A 16,152-nucleotide genomic window follows, 5' to 3' on the forward strand; every position below is an offset into this window, starting at 1 on the left:
AACCCGGAGACAAGAGCATGACCCTGAGCCGAAAGCAGTTCCTGCGCGCCGCTGGCGCCACCGCCCTCGTAGCCACCGGCGCCGGTGCGCTGGCCCAGAGCAACTGGCCCACGCGGCCGCTGCGCCTGGTGGTGCCCTATCCGCCGGGCGGCAGCTCGGACATCATTGCGCGCGCCATCGGCCCGCTGCTGTCGGCAGAACTCAAGCAGCCCGTGGTCATCGAGAACAAGCCCGGCGCCAACGGCAACCTGGGTGCCGACATGGTGGCCAAGGCCCAGCCCGACGGCCACACGCTGATGCTGTGCGACCTGGGTGCGCTGGCCATCTCGCCCTCGCTCTACACCAAGCTGTCCTTCGACCTGTCCCGGGACCTGCGCGGCACGGCCATGCTGGCCTACTCGCCCCACCTGCTGGTGGTCCATCCTTCGGTGCCGGCCAACAACCTGCAGGAGCTGGTGGCCCTGTCCAAGAAGGAAGACCTGAGCTTCGCCGTCACCGCCACGGGCAGCGCCCCGCACCTGGCCGGCGTGGAGCTGGCGCGCGCCACGGGCGCCCGCTGGGAATACGTGCCCTACAAGGGCGGCGTGCAGTCCATCCAGGACACGGTGGCAGGCCAGACCCAGGTGCTGATGAACGGCATGCTGGCCACCTACCCCCATGTGCAAAGCGGCAAGCTCAAGCTGCTGGGCCTGTCCAAGGGCACGCGCATGCCGCTGGCCGCCAACGTGCCCACCATCGCCGAGCAGGGCGTGCCCGGCTTCGAGACCGGCACCTGGCAAGGCGTGGTCGTTCCCGCCAAGACGCCCGAGGCCGTGGTCCAGCGCCTGCATGAGGCCCTGATCACCGCCATCCGCTCGCCCGAGGTGCGCGCCCGCCTCACGGGCCAGGGCGCCGAGGTCGTGACCATGAACCCCGCCGAGACCGCGCGCTTCCTGACCACCGAACGCCAGCGCTGGCAAAAAGTGGTTCAAACAGCCGGTTTGAAGCTCGACTGATTCCACCCTTTTTTTCTTTCTTCCCCACCTTATTCCCGAGAGCACCATGACCCCCCAAGACCTCAAAGACGTGATGAGTTCCGGCCTGCTGTCCTTCCCCGTGACGGACTTCGACAGCAACGGCAACTTCAATGCCAAGGGCTATGCGGCCCGCCTCGAATGGCTGGCCCCCTACGGCGCCAGCGCACTGTTCGCGGCAGGCGGCACGGGCGAGTACTTCTCGCTGTACGGCGAGGAATACGGCCAGATCATCAAGACCGCCGTGGACACCTGCCGCGGCAAGGTGCCCATCATCGCGGGCGCCGGTGGTCCCACGCGCACGGCCATTGCCCATGCCCAGGAGGCGGAGCGCCTGGGTGCCCACGGCGTCCTGCTGCTGCCCCACTACCTGACCGAAGCCGGCCAGGAAGGCCTGATCGCCCATGTGGAGCAGGTCTGCAAGAGCGTGAAGTTCGGCGTCATCGTCTACAACCGCGACCGCACCCGCTTCACGCCTGAATCGCTGGCCATCCTGGCCGAGCGCTGCCCCAACCTGGTGGGCTTCAAGGACGGCATGGGCAACATCGAGACCATGTCCGCCATCTTCATGAAGATGGGCGACCGCTTCGCCTACCTGGGCGGCCTGCCCACGGCCGAGGTCTATGCGGCCGCCTACAAGGCCCTGGGCACGCCGGTGTACTCCTCGGCCGTCTTCAACTTCATCCCCAAGACGGCGATGGCGTTCTACGAAGCCGTGCGCACCGACGACATGGCCACGCAGCACAAGCTGCTCAAGGAATTCTTCATGCCCTACCTGAAGATCCGCAACCGCGTCGAAGGCTACGGCGTGAGCATCATCAAGGCCGGCGCCAAGCTGGTCGGCCACGACGCAGGCCCCGTGCGCGCCCCGCTGACGGACCTCAAGCCCTCCGAGCTGGAAGAGCTCAAGGCCCTGATCGACAAGCTCGGCCCGCAATAAGCCACAGGACCGGACGCAGGGGCCAGTCCGGCCCTTGCGCCCCCCAGGAGACAAGAACATGAAGAAGATTCTGATCACGCTGGGTGCCGCACTGGCCCTCACGGCGCAGGCGGCCGGCAGCTTTCCGGACAAGGCCGTCAACATCATCGTGCCCTTCCCGGCCGGCGGCTCCACCGACACCGTGGCGCGCGCCATGGCCCTGAGCATGGGCGAGCAGCTGGGCAAGCCCTTCGTGGTGGAAAACCGCCCCGGCGCCACGGGCACCATCGGCGCGGGCGCCGTCAAGCGCGCACCGGCCGATGGCTACACGCTGCTGGTGGCCTCGCTGGGCCCCTTCGTGGTCACGCCGCACCTGGTCAAGAACGTGCCCTATGACGCAGGCAAGGACTTCGACTACATCACCATCCCCGTGCAGGCGCCCAACGTGCTCGTGGCCAGCCCCGCGCAGAAGGCCCGCACCGTGGCCGAGGTCATCGCCGCGCTCAAGGCCAACCCCGGCAAGATCAGTTTCGCGAGTTCGGGCAACGGCTCCTCGGACCATCTGTCGGCCGAGCTGTTCTGGCAGCAAAGCGGCACCGAAGGCATGCACGTTCCCTACAAGGGCGGTGCCCCGGCCATCACCGACCTGATCGGCGGCCAGGTGGACTTCTCGTTCCAGAACGTCAACGCCGTGCTGCCCCATCTGCGCAGCGGCAAGCTGCATGCGATCGCCGTGACCGGCAGCCAGCGCTCGCCCGTGCTGCCCGATGTGCCCACGCTGGCAGAGGCCGGTGTCAAGGGTGCCGAGGTCTACTCCTGGCAAGGCCTGGCCGCACCCAAGGGCCTGCCCGCCGATGTGAAGGCCAAGCTGGCCAAGGCCGCCATCGCCTCCGTGCAGCAGCCCGACATCCGCAAGCGCTTCGTGGAGCAGGGCCTGGAGATCGTGGGCAACACGCCCGAGGAATTCACGCGCTACCAGGCCCAGGAGTCGGAGCGCTGGAAGCAGCTGATCCAGACCCGAAAAATCACCGCTGATTGAAATGAGGCACCCCCTGAGTCGCTTCGCGCCTTCCCCCCGTGGCACGGCGCCTCTCTACTTGCTTCGCAAGGGAGGGGGACGACGCCCTCGGCTAGGCGCCCCCGCCGAGAGGCGGCTCTTGCTAGGCGTCCCTGATGTTGGAGTGCGCCAGTTTTGAACAGATTTTTCTACATTGAGCACAGGGGATAGCTGAGATAAATCCGGGTTGGCCTCTGGTCATCTCCGCAGGCCTGCCACCACGCAGGCCCTTTTCACCGGGGCTTCCAGCCCCCGCAAGTTCCAAGGATTCCAAGGCATGGCGACCTCCCGTCCACGCGTTCTCCAGTTCGGCAAGATGCCGCTGCCCCAGCTCGATGCCGAGCTGGCCCAGGCCTATGAGGTGACGCTGCTGTCCGAGCAGCCCGACCGCGAGCGCTTTCTCGCCGAGCACGGCGCGCAGTTCGAATACCTGGTCACCTCGGCCGCCATGGGCGTACCCGCGAGCGTGGTGCAGGCCCTGCCCAGGCTGCGCTTCGTGAGCAGCTTCGGCGTGGGCTTTGACGCGCTGGACCGCGAGTCCCTGCTGCGCCAGGGCGCGCGCGTGGGCTACACGCCCGGCGTGCTGGACGACTGCGTGGCCGACATGGCCTTCGCCCTGCTGCTGGACGCGGCGCGTGGCCTGAGCGAATCCGACCGCTTCGTGCGCCGGGGCGACTGGAGCCGAGGCCGCTTCGGCATCCGCACGCGCGCCAGCGGCAAGCGCCTGGGCATCTTCGGCATGGGCCGCATCGGCTCCACCGTGGCGCGCCGCGCGGCCGGCTTCGACATGGAGGTGGCCTATCACAACCGCCGCCCGGTCGAGGGATCGCCCCACCTCTACCAGCCCTCGCTGCTCGAACTCGCACGCTGGAGCGACTTCCTCGTCATCACGGCCGCAGGCGGCGACGGCACGCAGCACCTGGTCAACGCCGAGGTGCTGGACGCGCTGGGCCCGCAGGGCTTTCTGATCAACGTGGCGCGCGGCAGCGTGGTCGACGAGGCCGCACTGGTCCAGGCCCTGCAGCAGGGCCGCATCGCAGGCGCGGGCCTGGATGTGTTCGAGGACGAGCCACGCCCCCATGCCGAGCTGCTGTCGCAGGACAACGTGGTGCTTGCGCCCCACATCGCCAGCGGCACGCACGAAACCCGCCGCGCCATGGCCGACCTCGTGCTGCGCAACCTGGCGCAGTTCATCGCCACGGGCCGGCCCGAGGCCGAGGTGCCGTGGTCGGCCGCGCAGCAGGCGGCCACCGCCGCCGCATAGCCGTTTTTTCCCAGAGACCGATCCAAACGATCCAAGAGCACGCCATGTCCTCCACCCCGACCATCACCGAGATCGAAGTCATTCCCGTCGCCGGCCGCGACGGCATGCTCATGAACCTCAGCGGCGCGCATGCGCCCTACTTCACGCGCAACATCGTGCTCGTGCACGACAGCGCGGGCCACACCGGTGTGGGCGAAGTGCCTGGCGGCGAAGGCATACGCCAGGCGCTGGAGGACAGCAAGGCGCTGCTCATCGGCCAGTCCGTGGGCAACCACCTGAAGCTGCTGCAGAACCTGCAGCAGGCCCTGGCCGGGCGCGACACGGGCGGGCGCGGCCTGCAGACCTTCGATCTGCGCATTGCCGTGCATGCCGTCACCGCCGTGGAATCGGCCCTGCTGGACCTGCTGGGCCAGCACCTGGGCGTGCCCGTGGCAGCCCTGCTGGGCGAAGGCCAGCAGCGCGACCGCGTGGAGATGCTGGGCTACCTGTTCTTCACCGGCCCCACCGACAGGACCGACCTGCCCTACGTCCAACCAAGCGAAGACCAAAGCGGCAGCGACGACTGGACGCAGGTGCGCCACATGACCGCCATGGACCCGGCCGCCATCGTGCGCCAGGCCGAGGCGGCGCACGCGCGCTACGGCTTCAACGACTTCAAGCTCAAGGGCGGCGTGCTGGCCGGCGAGCAGGAGGTGGAGGCCGTCACCGCGCTGGCCAGGCGCTTTCCGCAGGCGCGCGTCACGCTGGACCCCAACGGCGGCTGGCTGCTCAAGGACGCCATCCGCCTCATGCGCGACATGCACGGCGTGCTCGCCTATGCCGAAGACCCCTGCGGCGCCGAGAACGGCTTCTCGGGCCGCGAAGTCATGGCCGAATTCCGCCGCGCCACCGGCCTGCCCACGGCCACCAACATGATCGCCACCGACTGGCGCCAGATGGTGCATGCGCTGTCGCTGCAGTCCGTGGACATCCCCCTGGCCGACCCGCATTTCTGGACCATGGCCGGCTCCGTGCGCGTGGGCCAGACCTGCCGCGACTGGGGTCTGACCTGGGGCTCGCACTCCAACAACCACTTCGACATCTCGCTGGCCATGTTCACCCACGTGGCCGCCGCCGTGCCCGGCAAGGTCACGGCCATCGACACGCACTGGATCTGGCAGGACGGCCAGTACCTCACCCAGAACCCGCTGCAGATCAAGGGCGGCTTCGTCGAGGTGCCCAAGACCCCGGGCCTGGGCGTCACCGTGGACCGCGCCGCGCTGCAGCGCGCCAACGCCCTGTACCTGGAGCACGGTCTGGGCGCGCGCAATGACGCCATGGCCATGCAGTACCTGATTCCCGGCTGGACCTTCGACAACAAGCGCCCCTGCATGGTCCGCTGACCCCTTCCTTCCGTTACCCCTTTCCCGGAGCACCTCATGTCCCGCTACGACAACCTCATCAACGGCCAATGGAAGGCCGCCGACGGCTACAGCGCCAACACCAACCCCAGCGACCTGTCCGATGTGATCGGCGAGTACGCCCAGGGCAATGCCGCCGATGTGGAAGCCGCCATCGCCGCGGCGGCCGCGGCCTTTCCCGCCTGGAGCACCTCGGGCATCCAGGCCCGCCACGACGCCCTGGACAAGATCGGCAACGAAATCCTGGCCCGCAAGGAAGAGCTGGGCGACCTGCTGGCGCGCGAGGAAGGCAAGACCCGCCCCGAAGCCATCGGCGAAGTCGGCCGCGCAGGCCAGATCTTCAAGTTCTTCGCGGGTGAATGCCTGCGCCTGGCCGGCGAGACCCTGCCCTCCGTGCGCCCCGGCATCGGCGTGGAAATCACGCGCGAGCCTGTCGGCGTGGTGGGCCTGATCACGCCGTGGAACTTCCCCATCGCCATTCCCGCCTGGAAGATCGCCCCGGCCCTGGCCTTCGGCAACTGCGTGGTCCTGAAGCCTGCCGACCTCGTGCCCGGCAGCGCCTGGGCGCTGGCCGACATCATTCACCGCTCGGGCATTCCGGCCGGCGTCTTCAACCTCGTCATGGGCCCGGGCCGCGTCATCGGTGATGCCCTGGTGCGCCACAGCGACGTGGCCGCCATCAGCTTCACCGGCTCCGTCGGCGTGGGCCGCGGCATTGCCCGCGCCTGCGTGGAAAGCGGCAAGAAGGTGCAGCTGGAGATGGGCGGCAAGAACCCGCAGATCGTGCTGGACGACGCCGACCTCACCCAGGCCGTGGAGCTGTCCGCGCAAAGCGGCTTCTACTCCACGGGCCAGCGCTGCACGGCATCGAGCCGCCTCATCGTCACCGACAGGATCTACCCCGCCTTCATCGAGGCCCTGCAGGCCCGCATGGCCAGGATCAAGGTGGGCGATGCCCGCGCCGCAGGCACCGACATGGGCCCCGTGGTCAGCCAGGCCCAGCTGGAGCAGGACCTGAGCTACGTGGAAATCGCCAAGGCCGAAGGCGCCGTGCTGGCTGCCGGCGGCGCTGCCGCCGCCTGCCACACCGGCAGCGGCAACAAGGGCTACTACATGGCGCCCACCCTGTTCGTGGACACCCAAGCCGCCATGCGCATCAACCGCGAGGAAGTCTTCGGCCCCGTGGCCAGCGTCATCCGCGTCAAGGACTACGAAGAAGCCCTGGCCGTGGCCAACGACACGCCCTTTGGCCTGGCCGCAGGCATTGCCACCACCAGCCTCAAGCACGCCACCCACTTCAAGCGCCACAGCCAGGCCGGCATGGTCATGGTCAACCTGCCCACGGCCGGCGTGGACTACCACGTGCCCTTCGGCGGCCGCAAGGGCAGCAGCTACGGCCCGCGTGAGCAAGGCCGCTATGCGCAGGAGTTCTATACGACGGTGAAGACGGCGTATACGCTGGCCTGAGGCTGAACCCAAAGCAGCCGCCAGGTGCTGGCGACTGCTTTCATCACTGACGCCATCCGCAACAAAACGATGCGGATGGCGTTTTTTCATTCGTCATTGCGCCCACAGTCAATTCTCGTGCGCGAAAGTGCAGACCGCCCCGTCCATTGCACCAGGGCCTTGCATAGCATCTTCCTCAACGTGAGAGCCGGCTTCAGCCGGCCGGCGTCCATACCGGAGGGAGACCATGGCAACAACTGCAAGAATTTCCGGCCCCGTGGGGCGGGCGGCAATGAACCATCCAAAAGACGTGTTCACTGTCCAGCAATTGCTCAACGGACATATGCAACGCGATCCCTGCCGCAAACTGCTGCGCGAGGACGGCAGATGGTCCAGGGCGCTGGAACGTTCGATCGCCACCTTTCAGCAACTGTCCGGCTCGCCCGTCATGACCCAGGGCCGGATTGCACCAGCGACCCGCATGTTCGAACTGCTGGCCCAGCCGCCAGCAATCTTTGGCTACGAACGGCGCATGGCGCAATTCATGGGGCCGGAGCCGATGATCGAGGAGCCTACGATCGAGGTGTTCATTTACGACGCACTTCTCACCAGGCCGGGATCACAGTGGGGACATGCTGCAATCGATATTGATGGAAAGACCTACAGTCAGGCTCCAACAAGATATGCTGTACTGGAGCGCGAGCAATATCTTTCATCGAATTTGGCAACCGTCAAAAGAGATGTCACTGGCTTGGTGCTGAGAGTGTCTCGCGAGGAAAAGACGAAAATCAAAGCAGAACTTGAAAAGCGGGTTGCTGCTCAAAAGCCGTACAGCCTTACCGAAAATAGTTGCTCCACCAATGTTGCAGAGGTATTGGAGTCAGTTGGGATTCTGGCACACGACCCGCGGTTTCAACTGTCGCCATCTACTTCCCGCCTGGTTTCACCAAAGGAGTTATTGATCATAATCTCAAGATCCAATAGAATTTTGAGAAGAATCAATTACCAGAAGAATCCATGAAATCAAGAGCTTTCGCAGCATATGCAACAGCCTGCATTGCCACCATACTGAGCGCATGCAGCAACCCCGACGAATACATGCCGGCAGGGCAATGGGAAGCAACAGAAGATTTGTATGTCTACACTACAAATGACCATCCGTTGAAAATTGCATTCGTTATAGAAAAAGGTGAGATTTGCGCTGTAAGCAAAAAACCCGTTATCAGAAAAGACTTGGGCTATTTACAGGTCTCATGCGCAAAGGGGAGTGGATGGGAGATAACAGGAAAATTCAAGAAATTGAGTGAATAGGATTCTATACCTGGGCAGCCATCAAAAAAATATAGCGGTCACTCAAAAATCAGACAAAATGGCATGAAGTCAGTTCGGAATTGAATAGTCCAGAAAATAGAACCAACCTCAGAGAGACTATTCAATGAGAATAATCACCAACACTACCAGAATCATTTCCACAATAGCATTGACCGCCTGCAGTTATAAGCCAACGGGTCAATGGGAGGCAATGGATACCGTGGATATTTATAAAAACAACGATCATCCCTTGATTGTCGCTTTCGTGTTGGAAAAAGGAGAGATATGTGCTGTCAGCGAAGAGATGATCATCCGAAAAGATCTCGGCTACACGCAGGTATCTTGTGCAAAAGGACGTGGATGGAATACATCAGGCAGGTTCAAGAAACTAACTGACTTGGATTGATTTGCAGAAACCGGGGCGCAATGCCCCGGCAGGCCTGTCACAAGAAAGCCTGAATCAGCGCTGGAACGCCGCCGCAGCAGCCGCCATTCGCCGCAGATACGCCGGGTCTTCCTGCAGGCAATGCACGTAGTTGACCTCGTCCTCCACCAGTTCCTCCATCCGCTGCGCAGCCCCGCAAATGGCCTGCAGCGCATTGGCCACCACCTCCAGATTGCGGTAGCCCTCGGGCCGCTCCAGCCAGGCCAGCGCCAGCTGGCCCAGCGAATACACCTCGCTGCTGCCCTGCAGCGTCAGCCGGCCGATCTCGGTCACGGCATGGCTCAACTGCTGCGGGCTGGGCTGGGTCAGGGTTGTGGAAGCGGTACTCATGGCGCAACCCTTCCCACGGCAGATGCGCCAGAGTGAGGCGCATGGGTGGCAGAGGGGAATGCAAAAGAAGAAATGCCGTGCATGGTTTCGTACTCCTTCGTGAGAACAAAAACCACCGGCCCGTGTTCTTACGCACAGACAGGTGGACGGGATGTTAAGAACACGAACGAAGCCGTGCGGACGCCCTTGCGGGTAGCCCCATCCCGTCCGTAACCGCAGGAACGCAGGCTTGCGCCCACGCTCCGGAAATCAGACGTGACAAGGCCTCCTTGACGGCGAGGCCGCACCGCTTCGTTTTGGGTGTTCTTACGCACCGGCCCCGGAACAGGGGGTTGCCGCGATGATAGAGGCTTTCAAGATGGCAAGCGCCCCAGCACTCCAGGCCGAGCGAAGCGAAGGCCCGCACCCACTCCCCGTATGTCCGCGCCTGCGCCGTGGCGGTTGCGGGGTTGCAGTCCTGCCGCAGGACAGGACTGCTTCGTCATCTGACTCGCCGTGATTGTTTGAACGTAGCTCGCAGAGCGAAGTGAGTTTCACGGCGAACCCCGCAACCGCCACGGCGCAGGTTGCCCCGCAGCGAAGCGAAGGGGTCGCGGACATCCGGGTCGCCTTCTTTGATCTGACCTTTCTTGGCGAATCAAGAAAGGGCAGTCGGCTGCCGGGCCGAGAACCGGCCTCGAAAAACAACCACCCGGCAGGGGCTAAAAATACACCTAAGCCAAAAGCAAACAAGGTGGGCGGGAGTCAAGACCATGTGCAAGGCATGCGGACGCCCTCACGGGCAGCCCCATCCCGCCCCAAGCCCAAAGACAGCCAGGCCCCCAAAAGCCCCAGCCATCAAACCCCGGCCAAGGATGGCAGCTCCCGCATCACTTCAGAAAATCACTTCAGAAAAACAGCACCCGCACCCAAGGCGCCACCACCACATTCAACGCCCCCGCAATCATCATCACCAACGAAGCAACCACCGCCTGCACATCCCCAAACTGCCGCGCCTTCGCCACCCCGCTGCCATGCGCGGCACCGCCCAGAATGGCGCCCGCAGCCAGCTTGCTGCGCACGTGCGGCAGCAGCCGCAGGATAGTCTCGCCCATGAGCATGCCGCTGACGCCCGTGAGCAGCACGAACAGCGCGGCCAGGTCGGTGGGCCCGCCCAGCACGCGCTCGGCCTCGATGGCGAAGGGGGTGGTCACCGAGCGCACGGCCAGGCCCTTTTGCAGGTCCACGGGCAGTCCGAAGGCCTGTGCGAACCAGATGGTGGTGGCAATGGACACGCCACTGGCCACGAGCACGCCGGTGGCGATCGACATCCAGTGCTTGCGCAGCAGGTGGCGGTTTTCGTGCAGGGGCAGCGCAAAGGCCACCGTGGTGGGGCCCAGCAGCCAGACCAGCCAGTGCGTCTGGGCGATGTACTGCGGGTAGCGCACATGGGTCAGCAGCGCCAGCGCGATCAGCACCATGGGCGTGGCGACGATGGGCATGAGCAGCGGATGCGGATGGCGGCGGTACACGCGCTTGTTGGCCGCATAGCAGGCCAGCGTGGCCAGCAGCGACAGCAGGCCTATCGTCTGGTCGGACATGGCGTTCATTCCTGCTCCCTGTGCAGCCCGGCGCGCGTGGAGCGGCGCCGGGCCAGCCACAGCTCCAGCCGGTAGACGCGGTCCACGGCCAGCGCCGTGGCGGCCATCACGCAGGCCGTGCTGGCCACGATGACGCCCAGGATGCGCAGGCCCTGGTGCTGGATCAGCTCGGTGTATTCGGTGACGACCAGCATGGCGGGCACGAAGAACAGCAGCATCTCGGCCAGCAGCCAGTTGGTGCCGCCCTGCAGCCAGCGGGCCTTGACCAGCCCGCTGAACAGGCCCGTGGCCAGCAGCGCGAAGCCGATCAGCCCGGCCGGCATGCCCCAGCCGAAATGGGCGCGCACGGCCTCCATGGCCAGCCACAGCGCACTGAGCAGCCCCACCTGCAGCACGCCGCGCAGCAGCGGCCAGCAGCGGTGCAGCAGACCCTGAAACACCTGCGGCCGCAGAACGGGCATGGCGGAAATCTTTGACATGGGGCAATCCTAGGGTTTCCACTCAGATTCGTAAAATGAATAATCTCCATTTTTCCCATGCACAAAAGGAATCCTCATGGACCTGCGCGCGCTGCGCTACTTTGTCGAGGTGGTGCGCTGCAACAGCTTCACGCGTGCGGCCGAGGCGCTGCATGTGACCCAGCCCACCATCAGCAAGATGGTGCGGGCGCTGGAGGAGGAGCTGGGCGGCCCGCTGCTGCTGCGCGAGGGGCGCGGTGTGCAACTGACCGACGCGGGCCAGGTGGTCCATGCGCGCGCCCTGCAGGTGCTGGAGCAGTCACGCCAGCTGCTGCAGGAGGTGGCCGAGGTGGACGGCATTGCGCGCGGCAGCCTGAGCGTGGGCATCATGCCCACGGCCGGGCACTACATGGCGCCCGTGATCGCGCGCTTTCAGCAACTGCATCCGGGCGTGGAACTGCATGTGCAGGAGCAGGGCGCACGCGCCCAGCGCCAGCTGCTGCTGGACGGCAAGCTGGACATGGCGCTGGGCCTGCACGGCGCAGGGGAGGCGGGTGGCGACCTGGCCGGAGAGGGCCTGGAGTACTGCACCATCGCCCACCAGAAGACACGCGTGGCCTTTGCCGCGCACGAGGTGCCCGACCCGGACGCACCCGTGCACTGGAGCGAGCTGGCCCGGCGGCCCTTTGTGTTCTACACCTCGGACTTCGCCCTGCACCAGGCCGTGCTGGAGCATTGCGCGGCGGCAGGCTTCAGCCCACAGGTGCGGCTGCAGACGCGCTACTGGGACTTCATCGGCGACCTGGTGGCAGAAGGCGTGGGCGTGGCCGTGATGTTCGAGCATGTGATCGCGCGGTTCGACCCCCGGCGCGTGTCCAGCCGCCCGCTGGTGGGGCCTGAACTGCACTGGGACGTGGTGCAGCTGTGGCGCAGCGGCTATCTGTCGCGCGCGGCGAGGGCCTGGCTGGAGTGCGTGCGTGCGGTCTATCCCGACGACAATCGCTGAGTCCATGCAACCCAGAAAACGCCCACCCTTGCGCCCTTTTGCAGGCCCGGCCCTGCGCGCCCGACCCGCCTTCGCCGACCGGCCCGACACCGGCCCCTCACGCCTGCTGTGCTTCAACAAGCCCTACGGCGTACTCAGCCAGTTCACCCCCGAGGGCCGCTGGCGTGGCCTCAAGGAATACATCGACGTGCCGGGCGTGCATGCGGCAGGCAGGCTCGACGCCGACAGCGAAGGACTGCTGCTGCTGACCAATGACGGCCCGCTGCAGGCGCGCATTGCCGATCCGCGCTTCAAGATGGAGAAGACCTACTGGGTACAGGTCGAGGGCCTGCCCGACGAGGCCGCGCTGCAGGCGCTGCGCCAGGGCGTGCAGCTCAACGACGGCATGACGCTGCCCGCGCAGGCGCGCCGGCTGGAGCCGCCGCCCGTGCTGTGGCAGCGCGACCCGCCCATCCGCGTGCGCCAGAACATTCCCGACTGCTGGATCGAACTGGTCATCCGCGAAGGCCGCAACCGCCAGGTGCGCCGCATGACGGCGGCCATTGGCCACCCCACGCTGCGGCTGGTGCGCGCAGCCATCGGGCCCTACACGCTGGACGGCCTGGAGCCCGGCCAGTGGAAGGACGTGGAGCCCGCCTAAGGCTCCGGATTGTCGGGAAGTGCCACAGCCTGCCAGCGTTGCAGGCCGAGCCACGGATGAAAGCGCCGCGCCTCGCCCACTTCCACACGCTCCACACTGCCGGCCAGCAGCGGCCACAGGCGCTGCAATTGCGCCGAGCGCTGCTGCGTGCAGCGCCGCGCGCGGGCCAGCAGCTCGCTGCCCTGGCCCAGCAGGCGCGACAGCTCGCGCAGGCGCGTCGGCGGCAGGCATTGGGCGCTGGCCAGCATCAGCCACGAAGGCGTCTGGCCCGCCTGGGCGGGGCCGCTGGCGGCGAACTGCTCCAGCAAAGCGACATGGGCGCTGAGCAGGGGCGCGGGTGGCTTCTCGGCCAGCATGATCTCCAGCAGCCTGCCGTCGAAGCGAAAGCGGGCGGGCACCACGGCGTGCTCGACCGAGTTGCCGAAGCGCGTGGACTGGCGATGGCGGACGGCACGGCTGCCCTGCTCCAGCAAGGGCTGCAGCAGTTCGGCCAGGGCCTGCTCGCGCTGCGCCGTGGGCGCTTCGGCCAGCGTGATGCGCAGCGGCACGGCCTCGTAGCCGCGCAGCTGGTCGCGCCAGGCCATCCAGCCCGCCGTGTCGGGGCCGCCCAGCAGCAGGGCGAGGAAGGCGCCCAGGCCGGCCAGGGCCGAGCCGGTCCACCAGGACACCGGCACAGGCTGCCGCCCGGCGATCAGCCAGCCCGTCAACCAGACCAGCGCCCCGGCGCAGGTGGCTGCCAGCAGGCCCATGCCGAAGGCGAGGAAGGGCGCACCATCGAGCCGGTCGGGCAGCAGCACCAGCATGGCCACGCAGGCCGCGCCGGCGCACAGCGCAACGGCCCACCAGCCCGCCACGGGCAGGGTGCGCGCGGTGCGCTCTGTGTGGCCTATGCGCCCCGCCACCGCAAGCAGCATGAGGGCCACCACCGCGCCAGCGGTCAGCGCAATGAACAGGGGCGCAAACACCCACAGCGCCAGCAGCCCGAGGACCGCCGATACCGCAAGCGACAGCGCCAGCATGCTCAGGCCTTCTTGAGGAACTCCGACTTGAGCAGCATGGAGCCCAGTTCGGTCTTGCAGTCCACGTTGTGGCCGTCGGCGCCATCGACCAGGCGGATGCCCTTGATCTTGCTGCCCTTCTTGAGCACGGTGGACGAGCCCTTGACCTTGAGGTCCTTCACCAGGATCACGGCATCGCCGTCGGCCAGCGCATTGCCGTTGGCGTCGCGCACGATGCCGTCGCCAGCGGCGGCTTCGCCGGACTCTTCTTCGGCCTGCATGGGCCATTCGAAGGCGCAGTCAGGGCAGATGTAGCTGGTGGCGTCGGGATAGGTGTTTTCAAGGCCGCACTGGGGGCAGGCGGGAGTGGTCTGGGGCATGGGATGGACAGATTCGGTGAAGACAAAGGGGCGCGGCGGGCGCGCCGTACCTGGCGATTGTCGCCCCTGCCCCCGCAGGCATGCCCCGGCAAACCCGAGCGGCCTGCTACGCTGCGCGCCACTCTTTGCTTTTTCCCCATGGATACGCTGACCCCCTTGCGCGCCTTCCGGCGCATCGTAGAACTGGGCTCCATCGCCAAGGCGGCCGACGCGCTGGACCTGTCCTCGGCCGCGCTGAGCAAGCAGCTGCGCGCGCTCGAAGCCCATCTGGGCGCCGTGCTGCTGCAGCGCACCACGCGTCGCATGAGCCTGACCGACACGGGACAGGCCTACTACGCCGAGTGCTGCAGGCTGCTCGATGAATTCGATGCGCTGGAGCAGTCGGTGCGCGCGCAGTCGCAGCAGGTGGCCGGCCGGCTGCGCGTGAATGCACCGCTGTCGTTTGCGCTGAGCACGCTGTCGCCGCTGCTGGCGCGCTTCATGCAGCGCCATCCGCAGCTGCAGATCGACCTGTCCATGGAAGACCGGCTGGTGGACGCGGTGGGCCAGGGCTTCGATGTGTCCATCCGCCTGAGCGCGGAGCTGGCGGACTCCTCGCTGATCGCGCGGCGCCTGGCCTCGCTGTCGCAGATGCTGTGCGCGGCCCCTTCCTATCTGCAGGCGCATGGCCGCCCGGCCAGTGCCGCCGCGCTGCGCGGCCATGCGCTGCTGAACTACAGCCTGGCGCATGCGCCCCGCGAAGCGGGCGAGAGCCCCCAGGCGCCGTCCGAGGCGCGCGCCAACGTCAACAACAGCCTGATGCTGCGGGACCTGCTGGTGGCGGGCCTGGGCATTGGCGCCCTGCCCTCGTTCCTGGCGCGGCCGGCGATTGCGGCAGGCCAGCTGGTCGCACTGGACCTTGCGGACCAGGCCGCGCAGGCCCGCCATGTCTACGCGGTCTATCCCACGCAGCGCCACCTGCTGCCCAAGGTGCGCGCCTTCGTGGACTTCCTGGCCGAGGAGCTGCCTGCCGCCATGGGCGAGGATTGTTGACGCCGCGTTAAGAGTTCCTCAAGCGCACGCCCCTTTTTCGCGCCGGGCCTGCGGCCTACGCTTGCCGTCCATCACAGCCATGAAGGACACAAGCATGACGCAATGCAATGATTTTTCCTGCGCCCTGCCCGCGCAAGATGCGGCGGCCCCCTCGCCGCGGCAGGCCCTGCAGGCGGCGCCTGCTGCGGCGCCCGCCGTCGCCCCCGCCATCGACTTCTTCCATGACGTGGTCTGCGGCTGGTGCTACGTGATGTCGCCACGCCTGCGCCAGGTGGCGCGCGAGCTGGGCCTGCGCGTGCGCCACCGCAGCTTCGTGCTGCAGGCCTCGCGCGCCGAGATGGTGGCGGCCTTCGGCTCCATGGAGCGCGCCAAGCAGGTCATCCTGGAGCACTGGCAGGCCTGCGCGGAGCATGACGACGAGGACCGCATCGACATCGAGGGCATGCGCCGCGAGGCCTTCGAGTACCCCAGCGGCATGGCCGGCGCACTGGCCTGCCAGGCGGCCCAGATCCTGGGCGGCGATGACGCGCACTGGGATCTGTTCGACGCCATCCAGCACGCCCACATGAGCGAGCACCGCAACATCGGCGACGCCGAAGTGCTGCTGGACATCGCCACGCGCACAGGCTTCGAGCGCAATGCCTTCGCGGGCTGCATGGAAGGCGCCCAGGCGCTGGAGCAGGTGCGCCAGGACCGCGCGCTGGCGCAGCGCATGGGCCTGCGCTCCATTCCCACGCTGATCGCGCCGCGCCTGCCCCCGCTGCAGACCCAGTCGCTGGCTGCGCTGCGCGAACGGCTGCACTTCCTGGCGGCCTGAGCGCCCCCGTCTTTGCTTTTTTCATCGGCGTTTTTCCGCCTTCCCTCGCGCGCGGC

At 66.6% G+C, this 16,152-nt stretch carries 18 protein-coding genes; 13 read left to right on the plus strand and 5 right to left on the minus strand.

What is annotated here, in order from left to right:
• Positions 1-17 precede the first annotated feature (17 nt).
• The 9 genes from A4F85_RS22615 to A4F85_RS30740 all read left to right on the plus strand — a co-directional run bounded on the left by A4F85_RS22615 (position 18) and on the right by A4F85_RS30740 (position 8,816).
• Entirely contained in the window at positions 18-995 is a 978-nt protein-coding gene (locus A4F85_RS22615; protein ID WP_013800130.1) for a Bug family tripartite tricarboxylate transporter substrate binding protein, read from the plus strand.
• Positions 996-1,041: 46 nt separating this feature from the next.
• On the plus strand, positions 1,042-1,953 hold the full coding sequence (gene kdgD / locus A4F85_RS22620; RefSeq protein WP_012202190.1) for a 5-dehydro-4-deoxyglucarate dehydratase: 912 nt from the start codon (positions 1,042-1,044) through the stop codon (positions 1,951-1,953).
• A gap of 58 nt (positions 1,954-2,011) precedes the next feature.
• The gene (locus tag A4F85_RS22625) at positions 2,012-2,971 is read left to right on the plus strand and encodes a Bug family tripartite tricarboxylate transporter substrate binding protein (protein WP_012202189.1); all 960 of its coding nucleotides are present in this window, start codon (positions 2,012-2,014) and stop codon (positions 2,969-2,971) included.
• Between the two features lie 295 nt (positions 2,972-3,266).
• Positions 3,267-4,253: a 2-hydroxyacid dehydrogenase gene (locus A4F85_RS22630; protein ID WP_063327753.1), complete on the plus strand. Its 987-nt coding sequence runs from the start codon at positions 3,267-3,269 to the stop codon at positions 4,251-4,253.
• 44 nt (positions 4,254-4,297) lie between these two features.
• The gene (locus A4F85_RS22635) at positions 4,298-5,635 is read left to right on the plus strand and encodes an enolase C-terminal domain-like protein (RefSeq protein ID WP_063327754.1); all 1,338 of its coding nucleotides are present in this window, start codon (positions 4,298-4,300) and stop codon (positions 5,633-5,635) included.
• Positions 5,636-5,671: 36 nt separating this feature from the next.
• The gene (locus A4F85_RS22640; protein ID WP_013800127.1) at positions 5,672-7,120 is read left to right on the plus strand and encodes an aldehyde dehydrogenase family protein; all 1,449 of its coding nucleotides are present in this window, start codon (positions 5,672-5,674) and stop codon (positions 7,118-7,120) included.
• A gap of 226 nt (positions 7,121-7,346) precedes the next feature.
• Positions 7,347-8,120, plus strand: coding sequence for a hypothetical protein (locus tag A4F85_RS30730; RefSeq protein ID WP_156517043.1), 774 nt, complete (start codon positions 7,347-7,349; stop codon positions 8,118-8,120).
• The gene (locus A4F85_RS30735) at positions 8,117-8,410 is read left to right on the plus strand and encodes a hypothetical protein (RefSeq protein WP_141832854.1); all 294 of its coding nucleotides are present in this window, start codon (positions 8,117-8,119) and stop codon (positions 8,408-8,410) included. Before A4F85_RS30730 ends, A4F85_RS30735 begins: the two co-directional genes overlap by 4 nt.
• A gap of 211 nt (positions 8,411-8,621) precedes the next feature.
• A complete protein-coding gene (locus A4F85_RS30740; RefSeq protein WP_197485504.1) occupies positions 8,622-8,816 on the plus strand; it encodes a hypothetical protein in 195 nt (64 codons plus the stop codon).
• 54 nt (positions 8,817-8,870) lie between these two features.
• Here the strand turns inward: A4F85_RS30740 and A4F85_RS22645 are convergent, their stop codons facing one another.
• From A4F85_RS22645 to A4F85_RS22655, 3 genes are all read right to left on the minus strand, one after another.
• The gene (locus A4F85_RS22645; RefSeq protein ID WP_063327755.1) at positions 8,871-9,185 is read right to left on the minus strand and encodes a hypothetical protein; all 315 of its coding nucleotides are present in this window, start codon (positions 9,183-9,185) and stop codon (positions 8,871-8,873) included.
• A gap of 887 nt (positions 9,186-10,072) precedes the next feature.
• A complete protein-coding gene (locus A4F85_RS22650; protein WP_061287476.1) occupies positions 10,073-10,765 on the minus strand; it encodes an LrgB family protein in 693 nt (230 codons plus the stop codon).
• Between the two features lie 5 nt (positions 10,766-10,770).
• Positions 10,771-11,244, minus strand: a complete 474-nt coding sequence (locus tag A4F85_RS22655) for a CidA/LrgA family protein (RefSeq protein ID WP_063327756.1) — start codon at positions 11,242-11,244, stop codon at positions 10,771-10,773.
• Positions 11,245-11,320: 76 nt separating this feature from the next.
• Here A4F85_RS22655 and A4F85_RS22660 point away from each other — a divergent pair, with 76 nt between their 5' ends.
• A complete protein-coding gene (locus tag A4F85_RS22660) occupies positions 11,321-12,229 on the plus strand; it encodes a LysR family transcriptional regulator (protein ID WP_063327757.1) in 909 nt (302 codons plus the stop codon).
• Between the two features lie 4 nt (positions 12,230-12,233).
• Complete coding sequence (locus A4F85_RS22665) at positions 12,234-12,869, plus strand: pseudouridine synthase (RefSeq protein WP_013800122.1); 636 nt, start codon at positions 12,234-12,236, stop codon at positions 12,867-12,869.
• Here A4F85_RS22665 and A4F85_RS22670 read toward each other — a convergent pair.
• Positions 12,866-13,888 (minus strand): hypothetical protein, encoded by a 1,023-nt coding sequence (locus A4F85_RS22670; RefSeq protein WP_063327758.1) that lies wholly within the window; start codon positions 13,886-13,888, stop codon positions 12,866-12,868. The genes A4F85_RS22665 and A4F85_RS22670 overlap by 4 nt on opposite strands.
• Before the next feature lie 2 nt (positions 13,889-13,890).
• Positions 13,891-14,247: a zinc ribbon domain-containing protein YjdM gene (locus tag A4F85_RS22675; protein ID WP_013800120.1), complete on the minus strand. Its 357-nt coding sequence runs from the start codon at positions 14,245-14,247 to the stop codon at positions 13,891-13,893.
• Between the two features lie 138 nt (positions 14,248-14,385).
• Here A4F85_RS22675 and A4F85_RS22680 point away from each other — a divergent pair, with 138 nt between their 5' ends.
• Both A4F85_RS22680 and A4F85_RS22685 read left to right on the plus strand, forming a co-directional pair.
• Positions 14,386-15,279: a LysR family transcriptional regulator gene (locus A4F85_RS22680; RefSeq protein WP_013800119.1), complete on the plus strand. Its 894-nt coding sequence runs from the start codon at positions 14,386-14,388 to the stop codon at positions 15,277-15,279.
• Positions 15,280-15,373: 94 nt separating this feature from the next.
• Positions 15,374-16,096 (plus strand): DsbA family oxidoreductase, encoded by a 723-nt coding sequence (locus A4F85_RS22685; protein WP_063328060.1) that lies wholly within the window; start codon positions 15,374-15,376, stop codon positions 16,094-16,096.
• Positions 16,097-16,152: the final 56 nt, after the last annotated feature.

This window comes from Delftia sp. GW456-R20, assembly GCF_001622915.1.
Classification (GTDB): domain Bacteria; phylum Pseudomonadota; class Gammaproteobacteria; order Burkholderiales; family Burkholderiaceae_C; genus Comamonas; species Comamonas acidovorans.

Bases quoted from the DNA above. Each gene is read 5' to 3' on its own strand.
- A4F85_RS22615 (WP_013800130.1), top strand. From the start codon at position 18: ATGACCCTGAGCCGAAAGCAGTTCCTGCGCGCCGCTGGCGCCACCGCC.
- kdgD (WP_012202190.1), top strand. From the start codon at position 1,042: ATGACCCCCCAAGACCTCAAAGACGTGATGAGTTCCGGCCTGCTGTCC.
- A4F85_RS22625 (WP_012202189.1), top strand. From the start codon at position 2,012: ATGAAGAAGATTCTGATCACGCTGGGTGCCGCACTGGCCCTCACGGCG.
- A4F85_RS22630 (WP_063327753.1), top strand. From the start codon at position 3,267: ATGGCGACCTCCCGTCCACGCGTTCTCCAGTTCGGCAAGATGCCGCTG.
- A4F85_RS22635 (WP_063327754.1), top strand. From the start codon at position 4,298: ATGTCCTCCACCCCGACCATCACCGAGATCGAAGTCATTCCCGTCGCC.
- A4F85_RS22640 (WP_013800127.1), top strand. From the start codon at position 5,672: ATGTCCCGCTACGACAACCTCATCAACGGCCAATGGAAGGCCGCCGAC.
- A4F85_RS30730 (WP_156517043.1), top strand. From the start codon at position 7,347: ATGGCAACAACTGCAAGAATTTCCGGCCCCGTGGGGCGGGCGGCAATG.
- A4F85_RS30735 (WP_141832854.1), top strand. From the start codon at position 8,117: ATGAAATCAAGAGCTTTCGCAGCATATGCAACAGCCTGCATTGCCACC.
- A4F85_RS30740 (WP_197485504.1), top strand. From the start codon at position 8,622: ATGGATACCGTGGATATTTATAAAAACAACGATCATCCCTTGATTGTC.
- A4F85_RS22645 (WP_063327755.1), bottom strand. From the start codon at position 9,185: ATGAGTACCGCTTCCACAACCCTGACCCAGCCCAGCCCGCAGCAGTTG.
- A4F85_RS22650 (WP_061287476.1), bottom strand. From the start codon at position 10,765: ATGTCCGACCAGACGATAGGCCTGCTGTCGCTGCTGGCCACGCTGGCC.
- A4F85_RS22655 (WP_063327756.1), bottom strand. From the start codon at position 11,244: ATGTCAAAGATTTCCGCCATGCCCGTTCTGCGGCCGCAGGTGTTTCAG.
- A4F85_RS22660 (WP_063327757.1), top strand. From the start codon at position 11,321: ATGGACCTGCGCGCGCTGCGCTACTTTGTCGAGGTGGTGCGCTGCAAC.
- A4F85_RS22665 (WP_013800122.1), top strand. From the start codon at position 12,234: ATGCAACCCAGAAAACGCCCACCCTTGCGCCCTTTTGCAGGCCCGGCC.
- A4F85_RS22670 (WP_063327758.1), bottom strand. From the start codon at position 13,888: ATGCTGGCGCTGTCGCTTGCGGTATCGGCGGTCCTCGGGCTGCTGGCG.
- A4F85_RS22675 (WP_013800120.1), bottom strand. From the start codon at position 14,247: ATGCCCCAGACCACTCCCGCCTGCCCCCAGTGCGGCCTTGAAAACACC.
- A4F85_RS22680 (WP_013800119.1), top strand. From the start codon at position 14,386: ATGGATACGCTGACCCCCTTGCGCGCCTTCCGGCGCATCGTAGAACTG.
- A4F85_RS22685 (WP_063328060.1), top strand. From the start codon at position 15,374: ATGACGCAATGCAATGATTTTTCCTGCGCCCTGCCCGCGCAAGATGCG.